Source organism: Amycolatopsis orientalis (assembly GCF_000943515.2).
In the GTDB taxonomy this organism is placed as follows: Bacteria; Actinomycetota; Actinomycetes; order Mycobacteriales; family Pseudonocardiaceae; genus Amycolatopsis; species Amycolatopsis orientalis.
Genome location: NZ_CP016174.1, coordinates 8,643,460 through 8,662,146, shown reverse-complemented (window position 1 = coordinate 8,662,146; position 18,687 = coordinate 8,643,460). Strand labels below are relative to the sequence as shown.

The window sequence follows — 18,687 nt, the reverse complement described above, 5'->3', positions numbered from 1 at the left end:
CGAGAAGCGGAAGTCGATCAACCTGACGGACCAACCTTCGTTCGGAAAACCCACACGCACTGCGAACACGCCCTGTGAAGCTGTTAGAGTCGGCGACACGCTTCGGGACGAGTGTGCCCCGAAGCGTTCCTGGCTTGTGCCAGAAAGCTGTGTGTTCCTGCCGGTCTCAGGCCGGCCAAGCCGATCGTCGGTAAGACAGCCGACGACGCCGAGGAGGTCCCCCGCGTGCTCAGCGCCTTCCGCTCGGCTCTCGCGACGCCGGATCTACGTAAAAAGATCCTGTTCACGCTAGCCATCGTCGCGGTCTACCGAATCGGTGCCACCATCCCGGCCCCGGGCATCTCTTACTCAGCCGTGCAGCAATGCACGGAGACGGGGTCGCAGGAGGGCGTCTATCAGCTGCTGAACTTGTTCAGCGGTGGTGCGCTGCTGCAGCTGTCGCTGTTCTCGACCGGCATCATGCCGTACATCACGGCGAGCATCATCGTCCAGCTTCTCACCGTGGTCATCCCGCGGTTCGAGGAGCTGAAGAAGGAAGGCCAGGCCGGCCAGGGCAAGCTGACCCAGTACACCCGGTACCTGACGATCGCTCTCGCGGTCCTGCAGGCGACCGGTGTGGTGGCACTCGCCGACCGCAAGCAGCTCTTCCCGCAGTGCGACACCGCGATCATCCCGGACAACAGCGTCTACACGCTGGCCATCATCGTCGTCACGATGACCGCCGGTACCGCCGTCATGATGTGGCTGGGTGAGCTGATCACCGAGCGCGGTGTCGGCAACGGCATGTCCGTCCTGATCTTCCTGAACATCGCGGCCCGCATCCCGATCGAGGGTGGCAACATCCTCAGCAGCGCCGGCCCGGTGGTCTTCACCCTGATCTGTGTGTTCGGCCTGGTGATCATCGCCAGCGTCATCTTCGTCGAGCAGGGCCAGCGCCGGATCCCGGTGCAGTACGCCAAGCGCATGATCGGCCGCCGCATGTACGGCGGAACCTCGACCTATCTGCCGATCAAGGTGAACCAGGCCGGTGTCATCCCGGTCATCTTCGCCTCGTCGCTGCTCTACCTGCCGGACCTGATCGCCCGCCTTGTCGGGGACCCCAACAGCAACGCCGGGTGGCAGGTCTTCATCCAGAACTACATCGTCAACCAGTCCAGCTGGGCGCACGTCCTGCTGTACTTCGCGTTGATCATCTTCTTCACGTACTTCTACATCACGATCACGTTCAACGTGGACGAGCGTGCGGAAGAAATGAAGAAGTTCGGTGGCTTCATCCCGGGTATTCGCCCGGGCCGTCCCACCGCGGAGTACCTCAGCTACGTCCTCGGCCGGATCACCCTGCCGGGCTCGCTGTACCTGGGCATCATCGCGATCCTTCCGAACTTCTTCCTGTCCGTCACCGGCAGCGGGAACAACCAGAACTTCCCGTTCGGTGGCACGGCTGTGCTGATCATGGTCGGCGTCGGGCTCGACACCGTGAAGCAGATCGAAAGCCAGCTGATGCAACGTAACTACGAAGGGTTCTTGAAGTGACGCGCCTGGTTCTCGTTGGCCCTCCTGGCGCGGGCAAAGGTACTCAGGCGGTAGCACTGTCGGAGAAGCTCCGGATCCCGCACATCTCGACCGGCGATCTGTTCCGCGCCCACGTGGGCGAGCAGACGCCGCTGGGCCAGGAGGCCAAGCGCTACCTGGATTCCGGCGAACTCGTGCCCGACTCGGTCACGAACGAGATGGTGCGCGAACGTCTGGCCGAGCCGGATGCCAAGGCCGGCTTCCTGCTGGACGGTTTCCCGCGCAACACGAAGCAGGCCGAGGTCCTCGGCGAGATCCTCGGCGAGGCAGACGCCTCGCTCAACGCGGTCATCCAGCTCCAGGTTTCGGAAGACGTCGTCGTCGAGCGGCTGCTTTCGCGCGGCCGCTCGGACGACACCGAAGAGGTCATCCGTCGTCGCCAGCAGATCTACGTGTCCGAGACGGCTCCGCTGCTCGAGTACTACGCGGACATCCTGGTCACGGTCGACGGCGTCGGCACGGTCGACGAGATCTCCGCTCGCGTGCTGGAAGCGCTGCGCGACCGCACGTGAATCTCGGAGGACTGCGTGTACTGCAACGACTTCGTCGTGGGCGCATGATCGAGCTCAAGACCCCCGGTGAGCTCCAGGCGATGCGGGCCGCCGGACTGGTCGTCTGGCGCACCCTCACCGCGGTGCGCGAGATCGCCAAGCCTGGGGCGACCACGGCCGATCTGGACGAGCTCGCCGAGCAGACGATCCGCGACGCTGGCGCGGTGCCCTCGTTCAAGGGGTACCACGGCTTCCCGGCGTCGATCTGTGCCTCGGTGAACGAGCAGATCGTCCACGGCATCCCGTCGAAGACGCAGGTACTGAACGAGGGCGACATCATCTCCGTCGACTGCGGCGCGATCCTCGACGGCTGGCATGGCGACTCCGCCGTCACTCTCGCGATCGGAGAGGTGTCGAAGGCCGATTTGGCGCTTTCGGCGGCCACCGAGGCGGCGATGTGGGCGGGGATCGCCGCGGTGTCGGCAGGCGGGCGGCTTACGGACATCTCGCACGCCGTGCAGACCGCGGCCGAGAAGGCGGGCCGGGAAGACGGCATCGAGTACGGGATGATCGTCGAATACGGCGGTCACGGTATCGGCCGTCAGATGCACATGGACCCGTTCCTGCCGAACCTGGGCAAACCGGGCAAGGGCCCGCGGCTCAAGACCGGCATGGCGCTCGCGATCGAGCCCATGCTGACCGGTGGCGGGGGCGAGACCGTCGAGCTCGACGACGGGTGGACCGTCGTGACCGCGGACGGCTCGCGGGCCGCGCACTGGGAGCACACCGTCGCCATCACGGACGACGGCCCCTGGGTCCTGACAGCCCCCGAAGACGCCTGACCCCTCCTTGCCCCTCCAGATCGCCTTTAGCCTGCTGATCGCAAGTGCCCCGACGTGCGTTTAGCCCCCTAATCGCGCTCCGGGGAGCGCGATTAGGGGGCTAAAGTCGAGGCCGTGGGCGCCGGAGCGCAGTCAGGCCGCTAAACGCGGGGCGCCCAGCGCGGCGCTCAAGGCCGCCGACGAAGCGTTCGAGCCTTGCTCATCGGGTGGCACCTCGCCCGCCCCGCGCGCCAGGTCGCGGCCCCGCCGGAGCACGGTTAGCCCGCGAAACGCAGGTCGGCGCAGGCGTACGATGGAGGCGGCTGCCATCGACGGGCTCAGGGGTCATCTAACACAGTTACCCCCCGTTTGGGGCTCACGACACGGGTTGCGTACACTGTCAAGTCGGTGTACTCATCGCGCCCGGATCCAGCGTGCTCGTGATTTCTCGCGAACGGACATTGGACTCGGGGAGGAGTGTGCCGATGCACCACCCAGCCAAGCACTCAAGGCTCAATTGATCACACTGCGTAGCGACAGGAAATGCGGAGGACATGGGCAAGAAAGACGGGGCCATCGAGGTCGAAGGCCGCGTAGTCGAGCCGCTCCCCAACGCGATGTTCCGCGTCGAGTTGGAGAACGGCCACAAGGTCCTTGCACACATCAGCGGCAAGATGCGGCAGCACTACATCCGCATCCTGCCCGAGGACAGGGTTGTCGTGGAGCTCTCGCCCTACGACTTGTCTCGTGGTCGCATCGTCTACCGCTACAAGTGATCACGACGAGTTAGCACAAGCAGGAGAGCAGGAGACGTGAAGGTCCAGCCGAGCGTCAAGAAGATCTGCGACAAGTGCAAGGTGATCCGCCGCCACGGCCGGATCATGGTGATCTGCGAGAACCTGCGGCACAAGCAGCGGCAGGGCTGATCACTCGCACTCGTTCAGAGTGGATTGACGGCTACACAATCTCCCCGCACCTGCCGGGCCGTGCGAACGGCCCGGTTCACCCCCGGACTTCAGGCCGGGGCCGGGACACCCGAAGCGCAAGCCAAGGGCACGACAGGCGAGTCGGTCCCGGGACCGGACGGGGAGCAGACCTGAAGATGAATTCTATGAAGGAGCATCAACGCCAATGGCACGACTCGCTGGCGTAGACCTCCCCCGCGAAAAGCGGTTGGAGATCGCGCTGACCTACATCTACGGCATCGGCCGTACCCGCTCGAAGCAGCTCATCGCGGCTGCCGAGCTCAACGCGGACACCCGCGTCAAGGATCTGAGCGATGACGACCTCGCCAAGCTGCGGGTCTACATCGAGGAGAACTTCAAGGTCGAGGGTGACCTTCGCCGTGAGGTGAACGCCGACATCCGTCGGAAGATCGAGATCGGGTGCTACGAGGGCCTTCGCTGGCGTCGCGGACTTCCCGTCCGTGGTCAGCGCACCAAGACCAACGCCCGCACCCGTAAGGGTCCGAAGAAGACGGTCGCTGGCAAGAAGAAGGCTGGCAAGAAGTGAGCGTCCAGGGCAAGAAGGTCGTGCAGATGGGCGGCGTTCACCGCCGCGGCTCGGCATGTGTCTCGCCCAAGGCGCTCTACGCCCGCCCGATGGCGCTCCGCAACCTGTACACCGACGCCGGTTCGATCATCCGGCGCGGCCAGGCCGAAGCGGTCGCCGCTCACCAAGAGAACGCGCGCTAACAGGAGAACCCTCAGAACATGCCACCGAAGTCTCGTACTGCGGCGGGGGCCAAGAAGGTCCGCCGCAAGGAAAAGAAGAATGTCGCGCACGGCCACGCGCACATCAAGAGCACCTTCAACAACACCATCGTCTCGATCACGGACCCGACCGGTGCCGTGATCGCGTGGGCGTCGAGTGGTCACGTGGGCTTCAAGGGCTCGCGTAAGTCCACCCCGTTCGCCGCGCAGATGGCCGCCGAGAACGCCGCCCGCAAGGCTGCCGAGCACGGCATGAAGAAGGTCGACGTTTTCGTGAAGGGCCCGGGTTCGGGCCGCGAGACGGCGATCCGCTCGCTGCAGGCGGCCGGCCTCGAGGTCGGCACCATCCAGGACGTGACCCCGCAGCCTCACAACGGCTGCCGCCCGCCCAAGCGGCGCCGGGTCTGAGGAACGGGGAGGAGTAAGAAGAAATGGCTCGTTACACCGGCCCCGCGACGCGTATTTCGCGTCGCCTCAAGGTTGACCTCATCGGCGGCGACCAGGCTTTCGAGCGTCGCCCCTATCCGCCCGGCCAGCACGGCCGTGGCCGGATCAAGGAGTCCGAGTACCTCCTGCAGTCGCAGGAGAAGCAGAAGGCTCGTTACACCTACGGCGTTCTCGAGCGTCAGTTCGTCCGGTACTACAAGGAAGCCGTCCGGCGTCCCGGTAAGACCGGTGAGAACCTGCTGCAGATCCTCGAGTCCCGTCTCGACAACGTGATTTACCGCGCCGGCATCGCCCGCACCCGCCGTCAGGCGCGTCAGCTGGTGAGCCACGGCCACTTCGTGGTCAACGGCGTCAAGGTCAACGTGCCCTCGTACCAGGTCAGCAAGTGGGACATCATCGACGTGCGGCCGAAGTCGTTCGCGATGCTGCCCTTCGTCGCTGCCAAGGAGTCGTTCGGCGAGCGTCCCGTTCCCGCGTGGCTCCAGGTTGTTCCGTCCAACCTCCGTGTGCTGGTCCACCAGCTCCCGGAGCGCGCTCAGATCGACGTTCCGGTTCAGGAACAGCTGATCGTCGAGCTCTACTCGAAGTGATCCATCACCGGGCCGGGGAAACCCCGGCCCGGTGTGGGCACGGGCGGCGGCGCCCGGAGTGCGCCGCCGTTTCGCCATCCCTTTCGGTGTCATATGGCGGGCGCCGTTTGGAAAGGAATTAGGAAAGATGCTGATTTCCCAGCGGCCGGCTCTCGGCGAAGAGACGGTCAACGAGACCCGCTCCCGGTTCACCATCGAACCGCTGGAGCCCGGCTTCGGCTACACGCTCGGCAACTCGCTGCGGCGCACGCTGCTGTCGTCCATTCCGGGCGCGGCCGTGACGAGCATCCGCATCGACGGCGTGCTGCACGAGTTCACCACCGTTCCCGGGGTGAAGGAAGACGTCACCGACATCATCCTGAACCTCAAGGAGCTCGTGGTCTCCTCGGAAGAGGACGAGCCGGTCACCATGTACCTGCGCAAGCAGGGCCCCGGTGAGGTCACGGCCGCCGACATCGTGCCCCCGGCCGGTGTCACCGTGCACAACCCGGATCTGCACATCGCGTCGCTGAACGGCAAGGGCAAGCTCGAGATCGAGCTCGTCGTCGAGCGCGGCCGCGGTTACGTTCCGGCCCTGCAGAACAAGCAGGCGGGCGCGGAGATCGGCCGGATCCCGGTCGACTCCATCTACTCCCCGGTGCTGAAGGTGACCTACAAGGTCGAGGCGACCCGTGTCGAGCAGCGCACCGACTTCGACAAGCTGATCCTGGACGTGGAGACGAAGCCGTCGATCACGCCGCGGGACGCCGTCGCGTCGGCCGGTAAGACGCTGGTGGAGCTGTTCGGTCTCGCGCGCGAGCTGAACGTCGACGCCGAGGGCATCGAGATCGGCCCGTCGCCGCAGGAGGCGGACACCATCGCCGCCTACGCGATGCCGATCGAGGACCTGGACCTCACCGTCCGGTCGTACAACTGCCTCAAGCGCGAGGGCATCCACACCGTCGGCGAACTGGTCTCGCGCAGCGAGGCCGACCTGCTGGACATCCGCAACTTCGGCGCGAAGTCGATCGACGAGGTCAAGCTCAAGCTCGTCGGTCTCGGCCTCGCGCTGAAGGACAGCCCGCCCGGGTTCGACCCGACCGCGGCCGCGGCCAGCTACGACGGTGAAGGCTGGTCCGAGGGCGTCGACAGCATCACGGACGGAATTTCGGACAATGGCCACGACGATGGCCAGGACTACGCAGAGACGGAGCAGCTGTAAGGCCAGCTACGGCTCCCTCACACCAGTAGGGGTGGGGGAGCGACGGCCTCCAGCTGTGAGCTGAACGAGGAGAACCGATGCCCACCCCCACAAAGGGACCCCGTCTCGGCGGGTCGCCCGCGCACGAGCGGCTGATTCTGGCCAACCTGGCCACCCAGCTGTTCGAGCACGGCAAGATCACGACGACCGAGGCGAAGGCCCGGCGGGTGCGCCCGCTGGCCGAGAAGCTGATCACGAAGGCGAAGCGGGGCGACCTGCACAACCGTCGTCAGATCCAGCGCATCGTGCGCGACAAGGATGTCGTGCACAAGCTGATCGCCGAGATCGGCCCGTTCTTCGCGGAGCGTCCGGGTGGCTACACCCGGATCACCAAGACGATGGCGCGCAAGGGCGATAACGCCCCCATGGCGGTCATCGAACTGGTGGCCGAGAAGACCGTCACCGCCGAGGCCGAGGCCGCGCGCAAGACGAAGTTCGCCAAGGACGAGCCGAAGGCTGCCGCCCCGGCCGCCGAGGAGACCACCGACGCCCCTGAGGCTGCCGACACGGCCGCCACCGAGGCTCCGGAGACCACCGAGGCTCCCGCCGCCGACGAGGCCGCTGAGGCCCCCGCCGCGGACGCGGACAGCAAGAAGGACTGACGTCCTGACAGCACCGAACACCCCGGACGAGCCCGCCACTCCCACCACGGAGGGCGGGCTCGTTCGTCTGCGTCTGGATGTCTCCTACGACGGGACCGATTTCTCCGGTTGGGCGCGACAGCCCGGGCGGCGCACGGTTCAGGGTGTCCTCGAAGAGGCCCTCGCGAAGCAGCCTCCAGGAGCCTCGGTCGCTAAGTCCGTCGTCGTCGCCGGCCGCACCGATGCCGGTGTGCACGCGGCCGGCCAGGTGGTCCACGTCGACGTGTCGCCTTTAGCGGGCGAAACGCGATCCGGTCGCCTGGAGGTCGACGCGCAGGGCATTCCTGACCTGCGCCGGATGTGCCATCGATGGAACCGGTACCTGCCGGGTGACGTGCGGGTGCTGAGCGCCAAGGTGGCCGCCCCCGGGTTCGACGCGCGGTTCTCCGCCGTGCGGCGGCACTATCGCTACCGCGTCTCCGACGCGCCATGGGGCGTGGATCCGTTGAGGCGCCACGACACCCTGGCCTGGGGAAGGCCGCTCTCGGTCGACGCGATGAACGAGGCGTCGGCTTCTCTTTTGGGACTGCAGGACTTCGCGGCCTTCTGCAAACAGCGCGAAGGCGGGACGACCATCCGAGAGCTGCAGCGGCTCGTCTGGCGGCGGACCGGACCGCACGCGGTCGAGGTCGACGTTTCCGCCGACGCTTTCTGCCACTCGATGGTGCGCAGCCTGGTCGGGGCGCTGCTTCTGGTCGGCGATGGCCGCCGCTCGCAGGATTGGCCCGGCGACGTCCTGGAGAGCCGCACGCGCGATAGCGCTGTCGCTCCCGCACACGGCCTCACGCTGATGGCCGTCGACTACCCTCCGGACACGGAACTCGCCGCCCGTGCCGATCAAACGCGCGCCATGCGCACCCCCTCCTGACCCGGGCGCGGGAGAGTCACCGGGCTGATGGCGCCGCGTCGAGCGCGCAAGACGGCCTCGACGATGCCTTCGAAGTCGGTCGCCAGGTCTTCCGCGGTGACGATGACGAAGCGCCAGCCCTCGGCCTCCACCCGTCTTCGGCGTTCGCGGTCAAGGGCGCGTTGCTTCCGGGTGTTGTGCCATCGGCCGTCGTATTCGATCGCGACCTGGGCCTCGTCGTCCGCGAGGTCCAGGCGAGCGAGGAATTCACCTGTCCGGGAGTAGACCTCGACCTGAGGCGTCGTCTTGATGCCCCCGGCTGCCAGCACGATCCGGACTTCCGATTCCCGGGGTGACTCCGCACGGGGATCGGAGAGTCGCAAAGCATGCCTGGCCAGGCGGATTCCCCGATTGCGGCGGCCGTAGAACTCCCTGTTGAGATGCAGATCGGTCAGCTTCTCGGCCCTCATGAACTGGTCCAGATCCGGGACGCCGATGCGAAGCCTTCGCACCCAACCGGATTTGCGGGGTGAAAGCCGGAGAAGCAGGTCGACCGCGATCCGGCTTTTCCGCGCGATGCGGATACCGTTCCACGGCTTTGATTCCTCGGGCTTGATCTCGGTGCGACGAACCTTGATACCGACTATCGGGCCGAAACGGTGCTTCTCCGGCACGACCATCTCGACAGGATCGTTGGGCTGGGCCAGATCGACGCCGTGAACGGTCGCGGCCGACCGGCCGGTCAGCACGGCTTCCGGTGGAGCCAGCAACGCGGCGCCCCGGCAGCGCAGCTCGTGCGTGACCTCCACGTCAGCGCGTGTGTAGACGTCCTGAAACAGCCTCCGGACGCTGGGACCGCGCAGGCGGCTCGCCGTGATGAGGCCCGCTTTGCGTGCCTCGGAACCGCGGAAGACGTCGGGGAGATGGGATGAATCGAAGGGTTTGGTCATGCCTCCACGGTGATCGACAAGACCGACAAGGAATCGTCCTTACCACCTCAGAAGGCCGATTCATCCACAACCCCCCGCTTATCCACAGCCGGGACAATTGCCCCTTGACGTCCCCTTTTCCTGCCCCAGGTCGACTTTCGCGGGCTAACCGCGATCCGGGCCGGGACGCAAAACGGGGGCACCGTCCGATATGGACAGTGCCCCCGCAGAGCACGGTTAGCCCGCGGAAGTCGACGTGCCGGGGTTAGTCGCCGCGCCGGACCGGGCCCAGGATCTGCTGTTCTTTGGCGGTGGTGACCAGGCGAAGGGGACGCCAAAGGTTGCGTCCCAGCGCGACGACCTGGTCGTCCTTCAGCGTCGTGAGCTGCTTCATCATCTGCGGCGGGAGCCGCCAGATCCGCGCGGCCAGTTCGGCCTGACCCGGCGGGAGCCGCTGCATCAGCACCAGGTCGGCCGCGTTCGCGGTCGCCCCGGCCTGCGGGTGCAGGTACGGCAGCACGTAGACCGTCGTCTGCCACGGCGACCGCGGCGGGAACAGGTCCTGCGGCGTCGGGCCGCCGTCGGTCACTACCAGCAGCGGCGCGTCCTCCGACGGGCGCGGCAGGTCCACCGGCGACAGCCGCCGGATCTGGACCAGCGGCGACGGCCTGCCATTGGGCTGGTTACCCGCCGCCTGGGGGAGAACCTGCCACGCGGCCGGCCGTCCGGTCGCCACGACGACCCACGCTCCGACGGCCATCGCCCGCAGCGCCACCTGGCGGGCCAGGTACAGGCCGCCGACCAGCACGATCCGGGTCGGCGTCGAGCGCAGCGCGGAGATCGTCAGCGGCTCGCCCTTGAGCCCGGACCCGAGGACGATGCCGCCCCGGTCGCCGGACGGGCTGATCGCGTCGAGCATCGCCGGGTCGACGGTGAATTCCGGGGCGACACCGGCGTTCTGGCCGGCGTCACGCATACGGGTACTCATGCCGTGCCTCCGATCGGCAGCGTCGCGGAGAACCCGGAGATCTGCAGGCCGCGCAGCGGCGTCAGCGCCACACCGAGCCGGTCCGAGATGCCCTGCAGCCGCTGGTCCGCCGCGTCCAGTTCACGCGGGTTCCGCGCGCTCAAGCGCACGATGCCCCGCAGGCCGATCTTGCCTTCGTCAGCGGACGGCGAGATCGACATCGCCACCGTCGCCGACAGCGCGCGAACACTGGTCAGCGCGTTCAGGCTGCCGCTGATCTTGCCCTTCGGCCAGCTGGTGATCGCGTAGCTCGCGTGTCCGATGCCCGCCGCGGTGACGCCGGTCCAGCGCTCCTGCAGACCGACTTTCGCGGGCGAACCGGCGACCGCGGTCAGTTCCGCGGCCGAGATGCTGGACCGCAGCAGCTCGTCGGGGTCGAGCGGCCGGGTGGGCACGCCCTGCGATTCCAAGGCGTTGCGCACCCGCGACAGCGCACCGATCAGCGCGCGATGGGCACCGACGACGCCGCCGCCGCGTTCGCGGATGGCGGCCGGGCACCGGCGCGGGTCGAGCCGGATGGCCACCCACGTCGTCCGCCGCGCCGCCGCGGGCAGCGGGCCGAGCACCTCCATATAGGAGCTGAGCGCCGGCGAATCCGACGGAAGAGCCGCGCTGCCCGGGTAGCAGTGCCAGATCATCTGGATCGAGTCGAGGACCACGCCGCGGTCTTCGAGACACGGCGCGAGCGCGGACAGCGGCAGGCTCGGCGCGCCACCGGCCTGGGTGATCAGCGCGGGGGCGGGCTCGACGAGCAGGACCGCGGTCCACGTCCCGTCGTGCCACGCGAGGCCGACCTGCTGGCGTTCGTGGTCGACGCCGTGCGCGACGACGAGATCGGGTACGGCGAGGCGGAGCAGGTTCACCCGCGCGTCGTCGGGACCGGTGACGGCGTCCTCTTCGGCGGCGAGCGTCTCGATGCTGCTCGGCGGAAGCGGGTTCGCCACGCGATCATGCGAACGGAACATGTACCGCAGGGTGAGTCCAGCCCATTGGGTGAACCATCGGCCGCCCCAGCGCAGGAACGCGATGATGATCGCGACCCCGAGCACGCCGATCGCGACGTACTTCAGCTTCATGTCGATCGCGAGCAGGACGAGGCCGACCGCGAGCCCGAGTTCGAGGACGACCAGGTTCGCCACGGGCAGCGGACCGAGGTTGATCCCGCCGGTCCGGCGTCGCGCGGGCGCGGAGATCCGTACCGCCGGGGTGGGCGGAGGGCCGGACTGCGGGCTGGGGCCGCCAGGCGGAGGACCGCCCGGGCCGCCGGGCCCACCAGGGCCTCCCGGACCACCAGGTCCACCGGGCCCACCAGGGCCTCCGGGACCGGGGCCACCGGGACCCTGCGGTCCGCCAGGGCCTCCCGGGCCACCGGGTCCGCGAGGAACACCGGGGCCTCCTGGGCCCCCGGCCGGGCCGCCCGGACCACCCGGCCTGCCGGGCCTTGGCGGCGGCCCCGGGGGGCGGCCTGGAGGTTGAGACCCCGGGGGGCCAGGCGGACGTGGAGGAGTGGTGACGGACATCCGCGCTTTCTCTTCCCCTCGTGCGTGCTGCGTACCCGGAAAGCCGGTCCCGAGCGACTCGACCCTAGCTGGAGTTGGTAGAAACCCCACACCAGACGGTCCCCGTACGGCTATCCTGCGGAACCGTACCGCGACGGGGAGGACTGTAGGTCGAGAATGCCATCAACGCCGACTACTAAGTCTCAAGTTCAGGCTTATCAGTTCGTTCTGCGCCGGATGCAATCCGCGCTGGTCCGTCGCGACGCCGTCATGCTCCACGACCCGATGCGCACCCACACGCGCGCCACCATCGTGGGCGTCGTGCTGGCCGCGCTGGGCGTCCTCGTCTTCGTGATCTGGGGCCTCCTGAGCCCGAAGCCCTCCGTGCCGGACGCGGGCAACATCGTCATCGGGGAACAGTCCGGAACGGTGTACGTCGTGGCGGGGAACCCGAAGAAACTGATTCCGACCTTCAATCTCGCTTCCGCGCGGCTGCTGATCATCGCGCAGTCGAAGCAAGGGGCACAGCAGGCGGGGAACAAACCTTCCGGGCCCACGCAGGCTTCCGAAGTGAAGAACCCCACAGTCGTTTCCGACGAACAGCTGAAGAACATTCCCCGCGGTCAGCTCATGGGCATTCCCAACGGCCCGCAGCTGATGCCGACGGAAGGCCAGCGCGTCGCCCCGGACTGGGGCGTGTGCGACGAGGTCATGTACGACCCGACAGTGCCCCGGCCGGATCTCACGAAAACGGAGACGACCGTCTACGCCGGTGTGAAGCAGCTGGGGAACCGTGAGCTGGGCCAGAACGAGGCCTTGCTGGCGAAGGGCGCCAACGGCAGGACCTACCTGATCTACCGGCTGGCGTCGAATCCCAACCTCCCGAACGCGAACGCCGTCAAGGCCGAGATCAAGCCCGACGCCAGTGCCGTGCTGTCCGCGTTGAAGCTGCCGGATCAGCCTCGCGGTATGTCCCAGGGCCTTTTGGATGCGATCCCCGAGGTTCCCGAGCTGAAGCTGCCGGACGTCGCAGGCAAGGGCGAAACCCCCAACTTCGACATCGACGGCCTCAAGGTCGGGGACGTCTTCTCCACCGAGCAGGCCGGCGGGCAGCTGGACTTCCACCTCATCACGCGGGAAGGCATCCAGGCCGTTTCCCCGGCCGTCGCGGACATCGTGCAGACCGGGAAGAACGACGGCAGCACTTCGGTCATGTCCGTGGCGCTGGGCAAGATCCGCAACGTCACGCGGGTGGCCAAGGGGCAGCCGGGCTTCGTCGAGGTCGACGCCTACCCCCAGAGCGTGCCGACGGTGCTCAACGCGACCCAGGGCTCCCGGGTCTCCTGCCTCAGCTGGTCCATCGTCGGTGAAGGCAGCAACCGGGACGGCCACACCGCGGTGTTCGTCGACGACAAGCTGCCGAAGGGCAGGAACGCCGACGGTTCCGCGCCCGGGGTCAAGATCGGTACTCCCGGCCCGGTCGGCGCGCCGATCAACAGCTTCTTCATGGAGCCCGGTTTCGCCGCCGTCGTCCAGTCCGCGACCGGCAAGGAGACCTTCGACAAGGGACCGATCCAGCTGATCTCCGATCGCGGGATCCGCTACGGCGTGCCCGACGCGGTCACGGCGGACTCGATCGGGCTCAACAAGCGGGTGCCCGCCCCGGAGTCGATCGTCAGGATCCTGCCGGTCGGCGCGTCGCTGAACACGCAGGACGTACTCCGCACCTTCGACACGGTGCCGATCGACGACAGGGCGGGTTCGGTCGCGACCCAGTCGCAGCAGGCCCCGGCGGGGAACTGAACGCGGGAACCCCTGGGCAGGCGCGCGCGTCTCAACGCCCAAGCACGATCGGGTGAGTGGAGGGTGCAGTGGCCGGCCTGAAGATCGACGGCGCCGCCGTCGGTGACTATGCGAAGCGGGTGGACGCGGCCGCCGGAGAACTCGAGCTGGCGGCCGCCGAGGTGACCGGGGACGGCGTCACCGTCGAGTCCTACGGCACGCTCGGAGAGGAACTCGGGCTCGGCACGTCTTACGGAAGCGCGGCCGAGGCCATCCGGCGTCAGCTGGTGGAGGGCGCGGCCGCGCTGCGTTCGGCGTCGGAGGCCCTGCACACGGTGACCGCGCGGCACGCCGGGCACGACGACGAGGCCGCCCAGATGATCAAGCGCGCCGTGGAGCTCTGAGCAGCATGATCGCCGAGTCGGAACACCCGACCGATTCCATCCCGCACCCGATGGCGTCGGCGCGCCCTGCCGTTCCCGAGGCGGTCCCGAGTGCGTTTAGCCCCCTAAACGCGACCGGCGCGGGCGAGGATGACCTGGTCGCGGCCGCGGCGCCGCATCTCGCGTTCCTCACCGAGTTGTCCGGCCATCTGGGGCTGATCGATCCGGTCGAGGCCTACCTGACCCCGCTCGCGGGGCGCTGGGAGGACTTGAAGGACGAGGCGGACAGGCTTCGGAAAGCGGCGAAGGCCGCGGGCACCGTTTCGAAGGAACTGGCCGAGGACCTCGGCCGCCTCGACGCCGGATGGTCGGGCAAGGACGCCGATGCGTTCGTCGCGTACATCGGCGACATAAAGGTCGCAGGTTCTGACGTCGAGGACGCCCTCACCGCGTTGGCGGGTTCACTCGACGAGCTGGTGCTGTCGATCCGGCGCATCCTGACCGACCTCGTCGAGGTTCTGGTCGATACGGCCGAGCTGACGTCCGAGACCGCGATGCTGCCGGTCGGCGGTGTCCGGCGGGCGCGGACCCAGCTGGAGGAGGCGCAGGAGTCGGCCAAGGCGCTCTACGAGGCGGCCCGCGACGTGCTTGAGGGCTTCGTGAGGCTTTGCGACGGCGTCGACGATCCTGATGCGGCTTCGCGAAGCATCGAGATCACTCACCGATTCCCGCAGGACGAGTTCAAACTGCACGACAATTCCGCGGTGGCCGGGGCGCCGGTGCCGGAGAAGAACGCCGGTGGCGGAGCGGAAACCGCTGAGCCTGATTCCGAGGAGCAGTCGACGTCGCCGTCCGCGGCCGATCCCGCCGACGGCCGGAAGACCGGATCGCAGGAACCGCTGATCGAGCAAGGGCAGGCGCCGATCCCGGAGGTCGCGCCCGTGCAGGCCTCGCCTTCCGCCGGCCACGCGGGCGCCGGGGCGGGGACCGCGATGATGCCGATGGGGATGGCGCCGATGGGGATGGGCATGGGCGGGGGAGGCGGGACGGCTCACCAGTCGAAGACGCGGCCCGCCTCGAAGCCCTCCGACGTGGTCGGTCAGCCCGGCCAGGTCGTCCCGCCCGTGATCGGCGAGGACGACGCCCCCGCGAAACCGAGCCCGAAGCCCAAGCCCGCCAAGTAGGTGCCCACGGCCGGAGCGACTTTCGCGGGCTAAGCGCGACCCGGCGCGGCAGAGCGACTTTCGCGGGCTAACCGCGATCCGGGGCGGGCAGGGGCGCGCCCCAGATCACGGTTAGCCCGCGAAACGCAAGTGCTACGGGGTCTTGCGGCCAGGTGAGGTGGCCGGCCGGTTGCGCCGGACCGAGTGCACCACGAACAGCGTGATGAGCAGCGCCACCAGGCCCCCGCCCGTTCCGGCGAGCGCGACGATCATCGGAGCGGAGTCGCGGTCGTTCGCGGGCGGCAGGTTCGCGGGCAGCTGGACCGGCTTGGCCTTGTCCGCTTCCGACGGCACGATCGCCGTCAGCGCCGCGATCGGGTCGATGACCCCGAATCCGACGAAGTTGTCGCGCCCGCCCGGCGCCGCGGGGTGTTGCGCCGTCGCCTTGATCCGGTTCATCACCTCGCGAGCCGTCAGCCCCGGGAACTTGGCGCGCACCAGAGCGGCCACGCCCGCGACGTACGGCGCGGCGAAACTGGTCCCTTGGATGGCGCCGGGTTCCCCGTTGCCCTCGATGGTCAGGTTGGCCAGGCTGCTCGACCCTTCAGCCGGGTCCAGCGAAATGATCTTGGTGCCCGGGGCGGCGACGCTGACCCACGGCCCGTTGACGCTGAATTCCGCGACACCGCCGGTGTCGTCGATCGCCGCGACGGACAGGACGTCGTCGGCGAACCACGGCGGCGTGACGATCATCTTGGGGGACTTGGGATCGGGCTGATCGTTCTGCGGGCACTTGTCACCGACGTTGCCCGCCGCCGCGACGACGACCACGTTGTGCTCGACGGCGTAGTTCACCGCGGCCTGCAGCTGCTGCTCGCCCTCGGTGATGCCGCCGTCCGCCCGACGGCAGTTGTCGACGGACATGTTGATCACTTGGGAGCCCTTGTCGACGGCGCGGACCACGGCCTGCGCGAGCGTCTTCAGCGTCCCGGCGGTCTTGCCCTGCTCCTGCTGCCGTCCGCCCTTGTTCTGGCCCGGCGCCGTGCCGTCCGCCGCACCGCCGACGGCGCTGTTTCCCTGCGAGGACGGCGGAAGCTGCGATCCCGGGTTGTTGGAAGAGGCCGGAGGTGCCGCGTTCGACGACGAGGGCGGCGGGGGCGGCGGCTCGGCCTTCTTCTCCGCCTCCTCGTAGTTCTGACTCGACTGCCGGATCGAAAGGATGGTGGCGTCGGGTGCGACCCCGCGGAACCCGATACTCGCGTCGGGCGGGTTCGCGGCGATGATCCCCGCCACTTCGGTGCCGTGGCCGTCGCAGTCCTCGAGCCCCGGCTGCTTGCCGCCGTTGGGATTCGCGACGTAGTCGCCTCCCGATTGGACGCGGCCGTTGAAGTACGGGTGCTGGGTGACGCCGGTGTCGATCACGGCGACCTTGACGTCTTTACCGACCGAACCGGTGGCGCCGCGCATCAACTGGTGCACCTTTTCGATTTGCAGGTACTCCTGGCCCCACGGGCGGTTCTTGATGTCGACCTGATCGCCGCCGAGCTTGCTGCGCTGCACGCACTGCGTCTTCTGCTCGTAGTTCTTGTCCGGCTTGCCCTCGTCGTTCGGCCTCTTGGACTTGTCCACCGGAGGCGGCGTCGCGTAATAGCCACCCGCGTCCGGCGCGGTGCTGCTTTGCTGCGCCCACGCCGGAAGTGCCACCGACGCCGGCGAGAGAACACCGATACCGGCCGCGAGGAGCATCGTTCCGGTGCGCCCGGCGAGGCCGAGGTGGCGGACGCGCGTCCCCCTGGACTTCCGCGCTACGGCCATCAGAGCATCATCCGATCGGGTCGTCACTTGAAGTTGAGGTGGCGCAGCGTCGTGTAGAGATCCATGACGCCGAGCGCCAGCGGGAGCACCGTCGCGATGAAGACGGCCTCGAAGATCTCCACGGTCCGCCGCAGCGGCGGCGAGAAACGCTGGTTCGGGAAGATCACGCCGACCACGAGCGCGCCCGCGCCGATCAGCAGCAGCGCGCCGAACACGAACAGGACGCGGTTCAGCGGGCTCGCCGACCACATCCAGCCGAGCAGGATGCCGGCACCGGACACCATGCCGGTGGTCAGCAGCGCGATGGCCTGCGCGCCGTTCGCGTACGCCCGCGCACGCAGGAGCAAGACCAGCGTGGCGACCACCCCGAGGATCGGGCCGAAGATCGACGACGACGTCGAGGCGATGATCGCGAACAGCGCCGTGGCCGCGCCGCAGCCGGTCAGCAGGCCGGTCATGTACTCGTGGGCGACCGCGGTGCGGCGTTCGATGGCGCGGTAGTCCGGGAAGCCGGAGTCTTCCTTGAGTTCTTCGGCGCTGCCGGGAACGTGCGGCGTCGGCAGGGCGGCGAGTTTGATGGTTGCGCGCGGCAGGATCGAGATGCAGGCAAGCGCGAACGCGGTCGCGCCGGCGGCGATGCCGGGGATCGGGGTGTCGATGAGCGTCGCGGCCAGGAACGTCAGCGCGGAGATCGTGGCCGTCGTCGCGGCGGCGATGAAGGTGGTGATCCCGTGGCCGATGACGAGGATGCAGACCGCCGCCACGATGATCACCAGGGTGCTCGCGAGCAGCAGGTTCGCCCACAGGGACAGCCCCGGCACGATGTAGAACCCGCTGACGAAGGCCAGCGGCAGACCACCGGTCGCGGCGATCAGGACACCGGTCGCCTCGGCCTTGTAGGCCTTGGCGAGCGTCGCGCCGATCGCGACGCACGCGATCGCGCCGACGCCGCCGGCGATCGCGGCGGCGAGGGCGTTGCCGCCGTAGAACGAGCCACTGGTGAAGAGGGCGAGGGCCGCGAAGAACAGGGCCAGGCCGCCCGCGATGTGCCCGAAGCGGCGGGCAGTCTCCTTGGTCCAGGGGCGGAAGCTGTCGGGGGAGGACTCCGCGATCGCGTCGACGACGTCGTCGTACAGCGGCGGAGGCGGGTTCTCGTTGCGCTTGCGCAGCTGCAGCAGTTCGCCGTCGACGACGCCGAGGGACGCGAGGGTCCGGCTCGGGTCGAGCGGTGCGTCGCCCAGCTTCGCCAGCGCCCAGCCGCCATGGCGGGCGCCGCCGTCCGGCGTCGCCTCCTTCGCCATCTCCAACAGCATGGGCAGCAGGTCCGCCACCGCGACGTCAGCCGGCAAAGCCACGTCGATCCGGGTGCGTGGTGCGACCACCGTCACCCTGCTGAATACCGTCGTGCCCGTTGCCACTGCCTTCCCCCTGCCCTGAGAGTCTGCTCCCGGGGGAACTTATACCGAACCCGGGTGCCCACATCATCGACTGTCGGAAAAAGACCGGCAAAAGTAAGGGAGACGACCCGTGGGCCCCCCGCTGCCTTCGCGGCCGGCACGTCGACTTTCGCGGGCTAAAGGTGACGCTTAGCAGTCCTAAGCATCCTGGAGGGCCCGTGGCACCGGAGCACGGTTAGCCCGCGAAAGTCGACGTCGGCCGACCGGGGGCCTGCGGGTTCGTTGGGTCTTGTCGGTCCGGAGCCCTACACTCCCCGGCATGCGTATGGCC

General features: G+C 68.2%; 20 protein-coding genes. 15 read left to right on the top strand and 5 right to left on the bottom strand.

Annotated elements, in window-relative coordinates; all coding sequences use genetic code 11:
• Positions 1-225: 225 nt before the first annotated feature.
• The 12 genes from secY (at position 226) to truA (ending at position 8,382) form a co-directional block, all read left to right on the top strand.
• The gene (secY, locus tag SD37_RS37770) at positions 226-1,533 is read left to right on the top strand and encodes a preprotein translocase subunit SecY (protein ID WP_044855728.1); all 1,308 of its coding nucleotides are present in this window, start codon (positions 226-228) and stop codon (positions 1,531-1,533) included.
• A complete protein-coding gene (locus SD37_RS37765; RefSeq protein ID WP_044855727.1) occupies positions 1,530-2,084 on the top strand; it encodes an adenylate kinase in 555 nt (184 codons plus the stop codon). Before secY ends, SD37_RS37765 begins: the two co-directional genes overlap by 4 nt.
• Before the next feature lie 44 nt (positions 2,085-2,128).
• Positions 2,129-2,905: a type I methionyl aminopeptidase gene (gene map, locus SD37_RS37760; RefSeq protein WP_044855726.1), complete on the top strand. Its 777-nt coding sequence runs from the start codon at positions 2,129-2,131 to the stop codon at positions 2,903-2,905.
• Positions 2,906-3,438: 533 nt separating this feature from the next.
• Positions 3,439-3,660, top strand: a complete 222-nt coding sequence (gene infA, locus SD37_RS37755; protein WP_005166804.1) for a translation initiation factor IF-1 — start codon at positions 3,439-3,441, stop codon at positions 3,658-3,660.
• A 36-nt stretch (positions 3,661-3,696) separates the two neighbouring features.
• On the top strand, positions 3,697-3,810 hold the full coding sequence (gene rpmJ, locus SD37_RS37750) for a 50S ribosomal protein L36 (RefSeq protein WP_004558882.1): 114 nt from the start codon (positions 3,697-3,699) through the stop codon (positions 3,808-3,810).
• 205 nt (positions 3,811-4,015) lie between these two features.
• Positions 4,016-4,396 carry a 30S ribosomal protein S13 gene (rpsM, locus tag SD37_RS37745; protein ID WP_005166805.1) on the top strand — a complete coding sequence of 127 codons (381 nt, stop codon included), beginning with the start codon at positions 4,016-4,018 and terminating at the stop codon, positions 4,394-4,396.
• Positions 4,393-4,578: a hypothetical protein gene (locus SD37_RS37740; RefSeq protein ID WP_004558884.1), complete on the top strand. Its 186-nt coding sequence runs from the start codon at positions 4,393-4,395 to the stop codon at positions 4,576-4,578. The genes rpsM and SD37_RS37740 overlap by 4 nt, the downstream gene beginning before the upstream one ends.
• Before the next feature lie 18 nt (positions 4,579-4,596).
• A complete protein-coding gene (gene rpsK, locus SD37_RS37735) occupies positions 4,597-5,004 on the top strand; it encodes a 30S ribosomal protein S11 (RefSeq protein ID WP_004558885.1) in 408 nt (135 codons plus the stop codon).
• Between the two features lie 23 nt (positions 5,005-5,027).
• Positions 5,028-5,633, top strand: a complete 606-nt coding sequence (gene rpsD, locus SD37_RS37730) for a 30S ribosomal protein S4 (protein WP_037314696.1) — start codon at positions 5,028-5,030, stop codon at positions 5,631-5,633.
• Positions 5,634-5,760: 127 nt separating this feature from the next.
• The gene (locus tag SD37_RS37725) at positions 5,761-6,834 is read left to right on the top strand and encodes a DNA-directed RNA polymerase subunit alpha (RefSeq protein WP_005166811.1); all 1,074 of its coding nucleotides are present in this window, start codon (positions 5,761-5,763) and stop codon (positions 6,832-6,834) included.
• Positions 6,835-6,911: 77 nt separating this feature from the next.
• Positions 6,912-7,475, top strand: coding sequence for a 50S ribosomal protein L17 (gene rplQ, locus SD37_RS37720; RefSeq protein ID WP_044855725.1), 564 nt, complete (start codon positions 6,912-6,914; stop codon positions 7,473-7,475).
• 73 nt (positions 7,476-7,548) lie between these two features.
• A complete protein-coding gene (gene truA, locus SD37_RS37715) occupies positions 7,549-8,382 on the top strand; it encodes a tRNA pseudouridine(38-40) synthase TruA (protein WP_083255352.1) in 834 nt (277 codons plus the stop codon).
• On the opposite strand, the gene SD37_RS37710 is transcribed toward truA, so the two are convergent.
• The 3 genes from SD37_RS37710 to eccE form a co-directional block, all read right to left on the bottom strand.
• On the bottom strand, positions 8,352-9,311 hold the full coding sequence (locus SD37_RS37710; RefSeq protein WP_044855723.1) for a hypothetical protein: 960 nt from the start codon (positions 9,309-9,311) through the stop codon (positions 8,352-8,354). The genes truA and SD37_RS37710 overlap by 31 nt on opposite strands.
• A 244-nt stretch (positions 9,312-9,555) precedes the next feature.
• Positions 9,556-10,278, bottom strand: a complete 723-nt coding sequence (locus SD37_RS37705) for a hypothetical protein (protein ID WP_037314709.1) — start codon at positions 10,276-10,278, stop codon at positions 9,556-9,558.
• A complete protein-coding gene (gene eccE / locus SD37_RS37700) occupies positions 10,275-11,456 on the bottom strand; it encodes a type VII secretion protein EccE (protein ID WP_044855722.1) in 1,182 nt (393 codons plus the stop codon). The genes SD37_RS37705 and eccE overlap by 4 nt, the downstream gene beginning before the upstream one ends.
• Before the next feature lie 537 nt (positions 11,457-11,993).
• Here eccE and eccB point away from each other — a divergent pair.
• The 3 genes from eccB to SD37_RS37685 are packed head-to-tail and all read left to right on the top strand — an operon-like array spanning position 11,994 to position 15,165.
• Entirely contained in the window at positions 11,994-13,619 is a 1,626-nt protein-coding gene (gene eccB / locus SD37_RS37695) for a type VII secretion protein EccB (RefSeq protein ID WP_083255189.1), read from the top strand.
• Between the two features lie 56 nt (positions 13,620-13,675).
• Positions 13,676-14,002 carry a hypothetical protein gene (locus SD37_RS37690; RefSeq protein ID WP_235783667.1) on the top strand — a complete coding sequence of 109 codons (327 nt, stop codon included), beginning with the start codon at positions 13,676-13,678 and terminating at the stop codon, positions 14,000-14,002.
• A gap of 5 nt (positions 14,003-14,007) precedes the next feature.
• Positions 14,008-15,165: a WXG100 family type VII secretion target gene (locus SD37_RS37685; RefSeq protein ID WP_044855720.1), complete on the top strand. Its 1,158-nt coding sequence runs from the start codon at positions 14,008-14,010 to the stop codon at positions 15,163-15,165.
• 132 nt (positions 15,166-15,297) lie between these two features.
• On the opposite strand, the gene SD37_RS37680 is transcribed toward SD37_RS37685, so the two are convergent.
• Positions 15,298-16,959, bottom strand: coding sequence for a S8 family serine peptidase (locus tag SD37_RS37680; RefSeq protein ID WP_044855719.1), 1,662 nt, complete (start codon positions 16,957-16,959; stop codon positions 15,298-15,300).
• Between the two features lie 23 nt (positions 16,960-16,982).
• A complete protein-coding gene (gene eccD / locus SD37_RS37675) occupies positions 16,983-18,347 on the bottom strand; it encodes a type VII secretion integral membrane protein EccD (RefSeq protein WP_083255188.1) in 1,365 nt (454 codons plus the stop codon).
• Between the last annotated feature and the right edge of the window lie 340 nt (positions 18,348-18,687).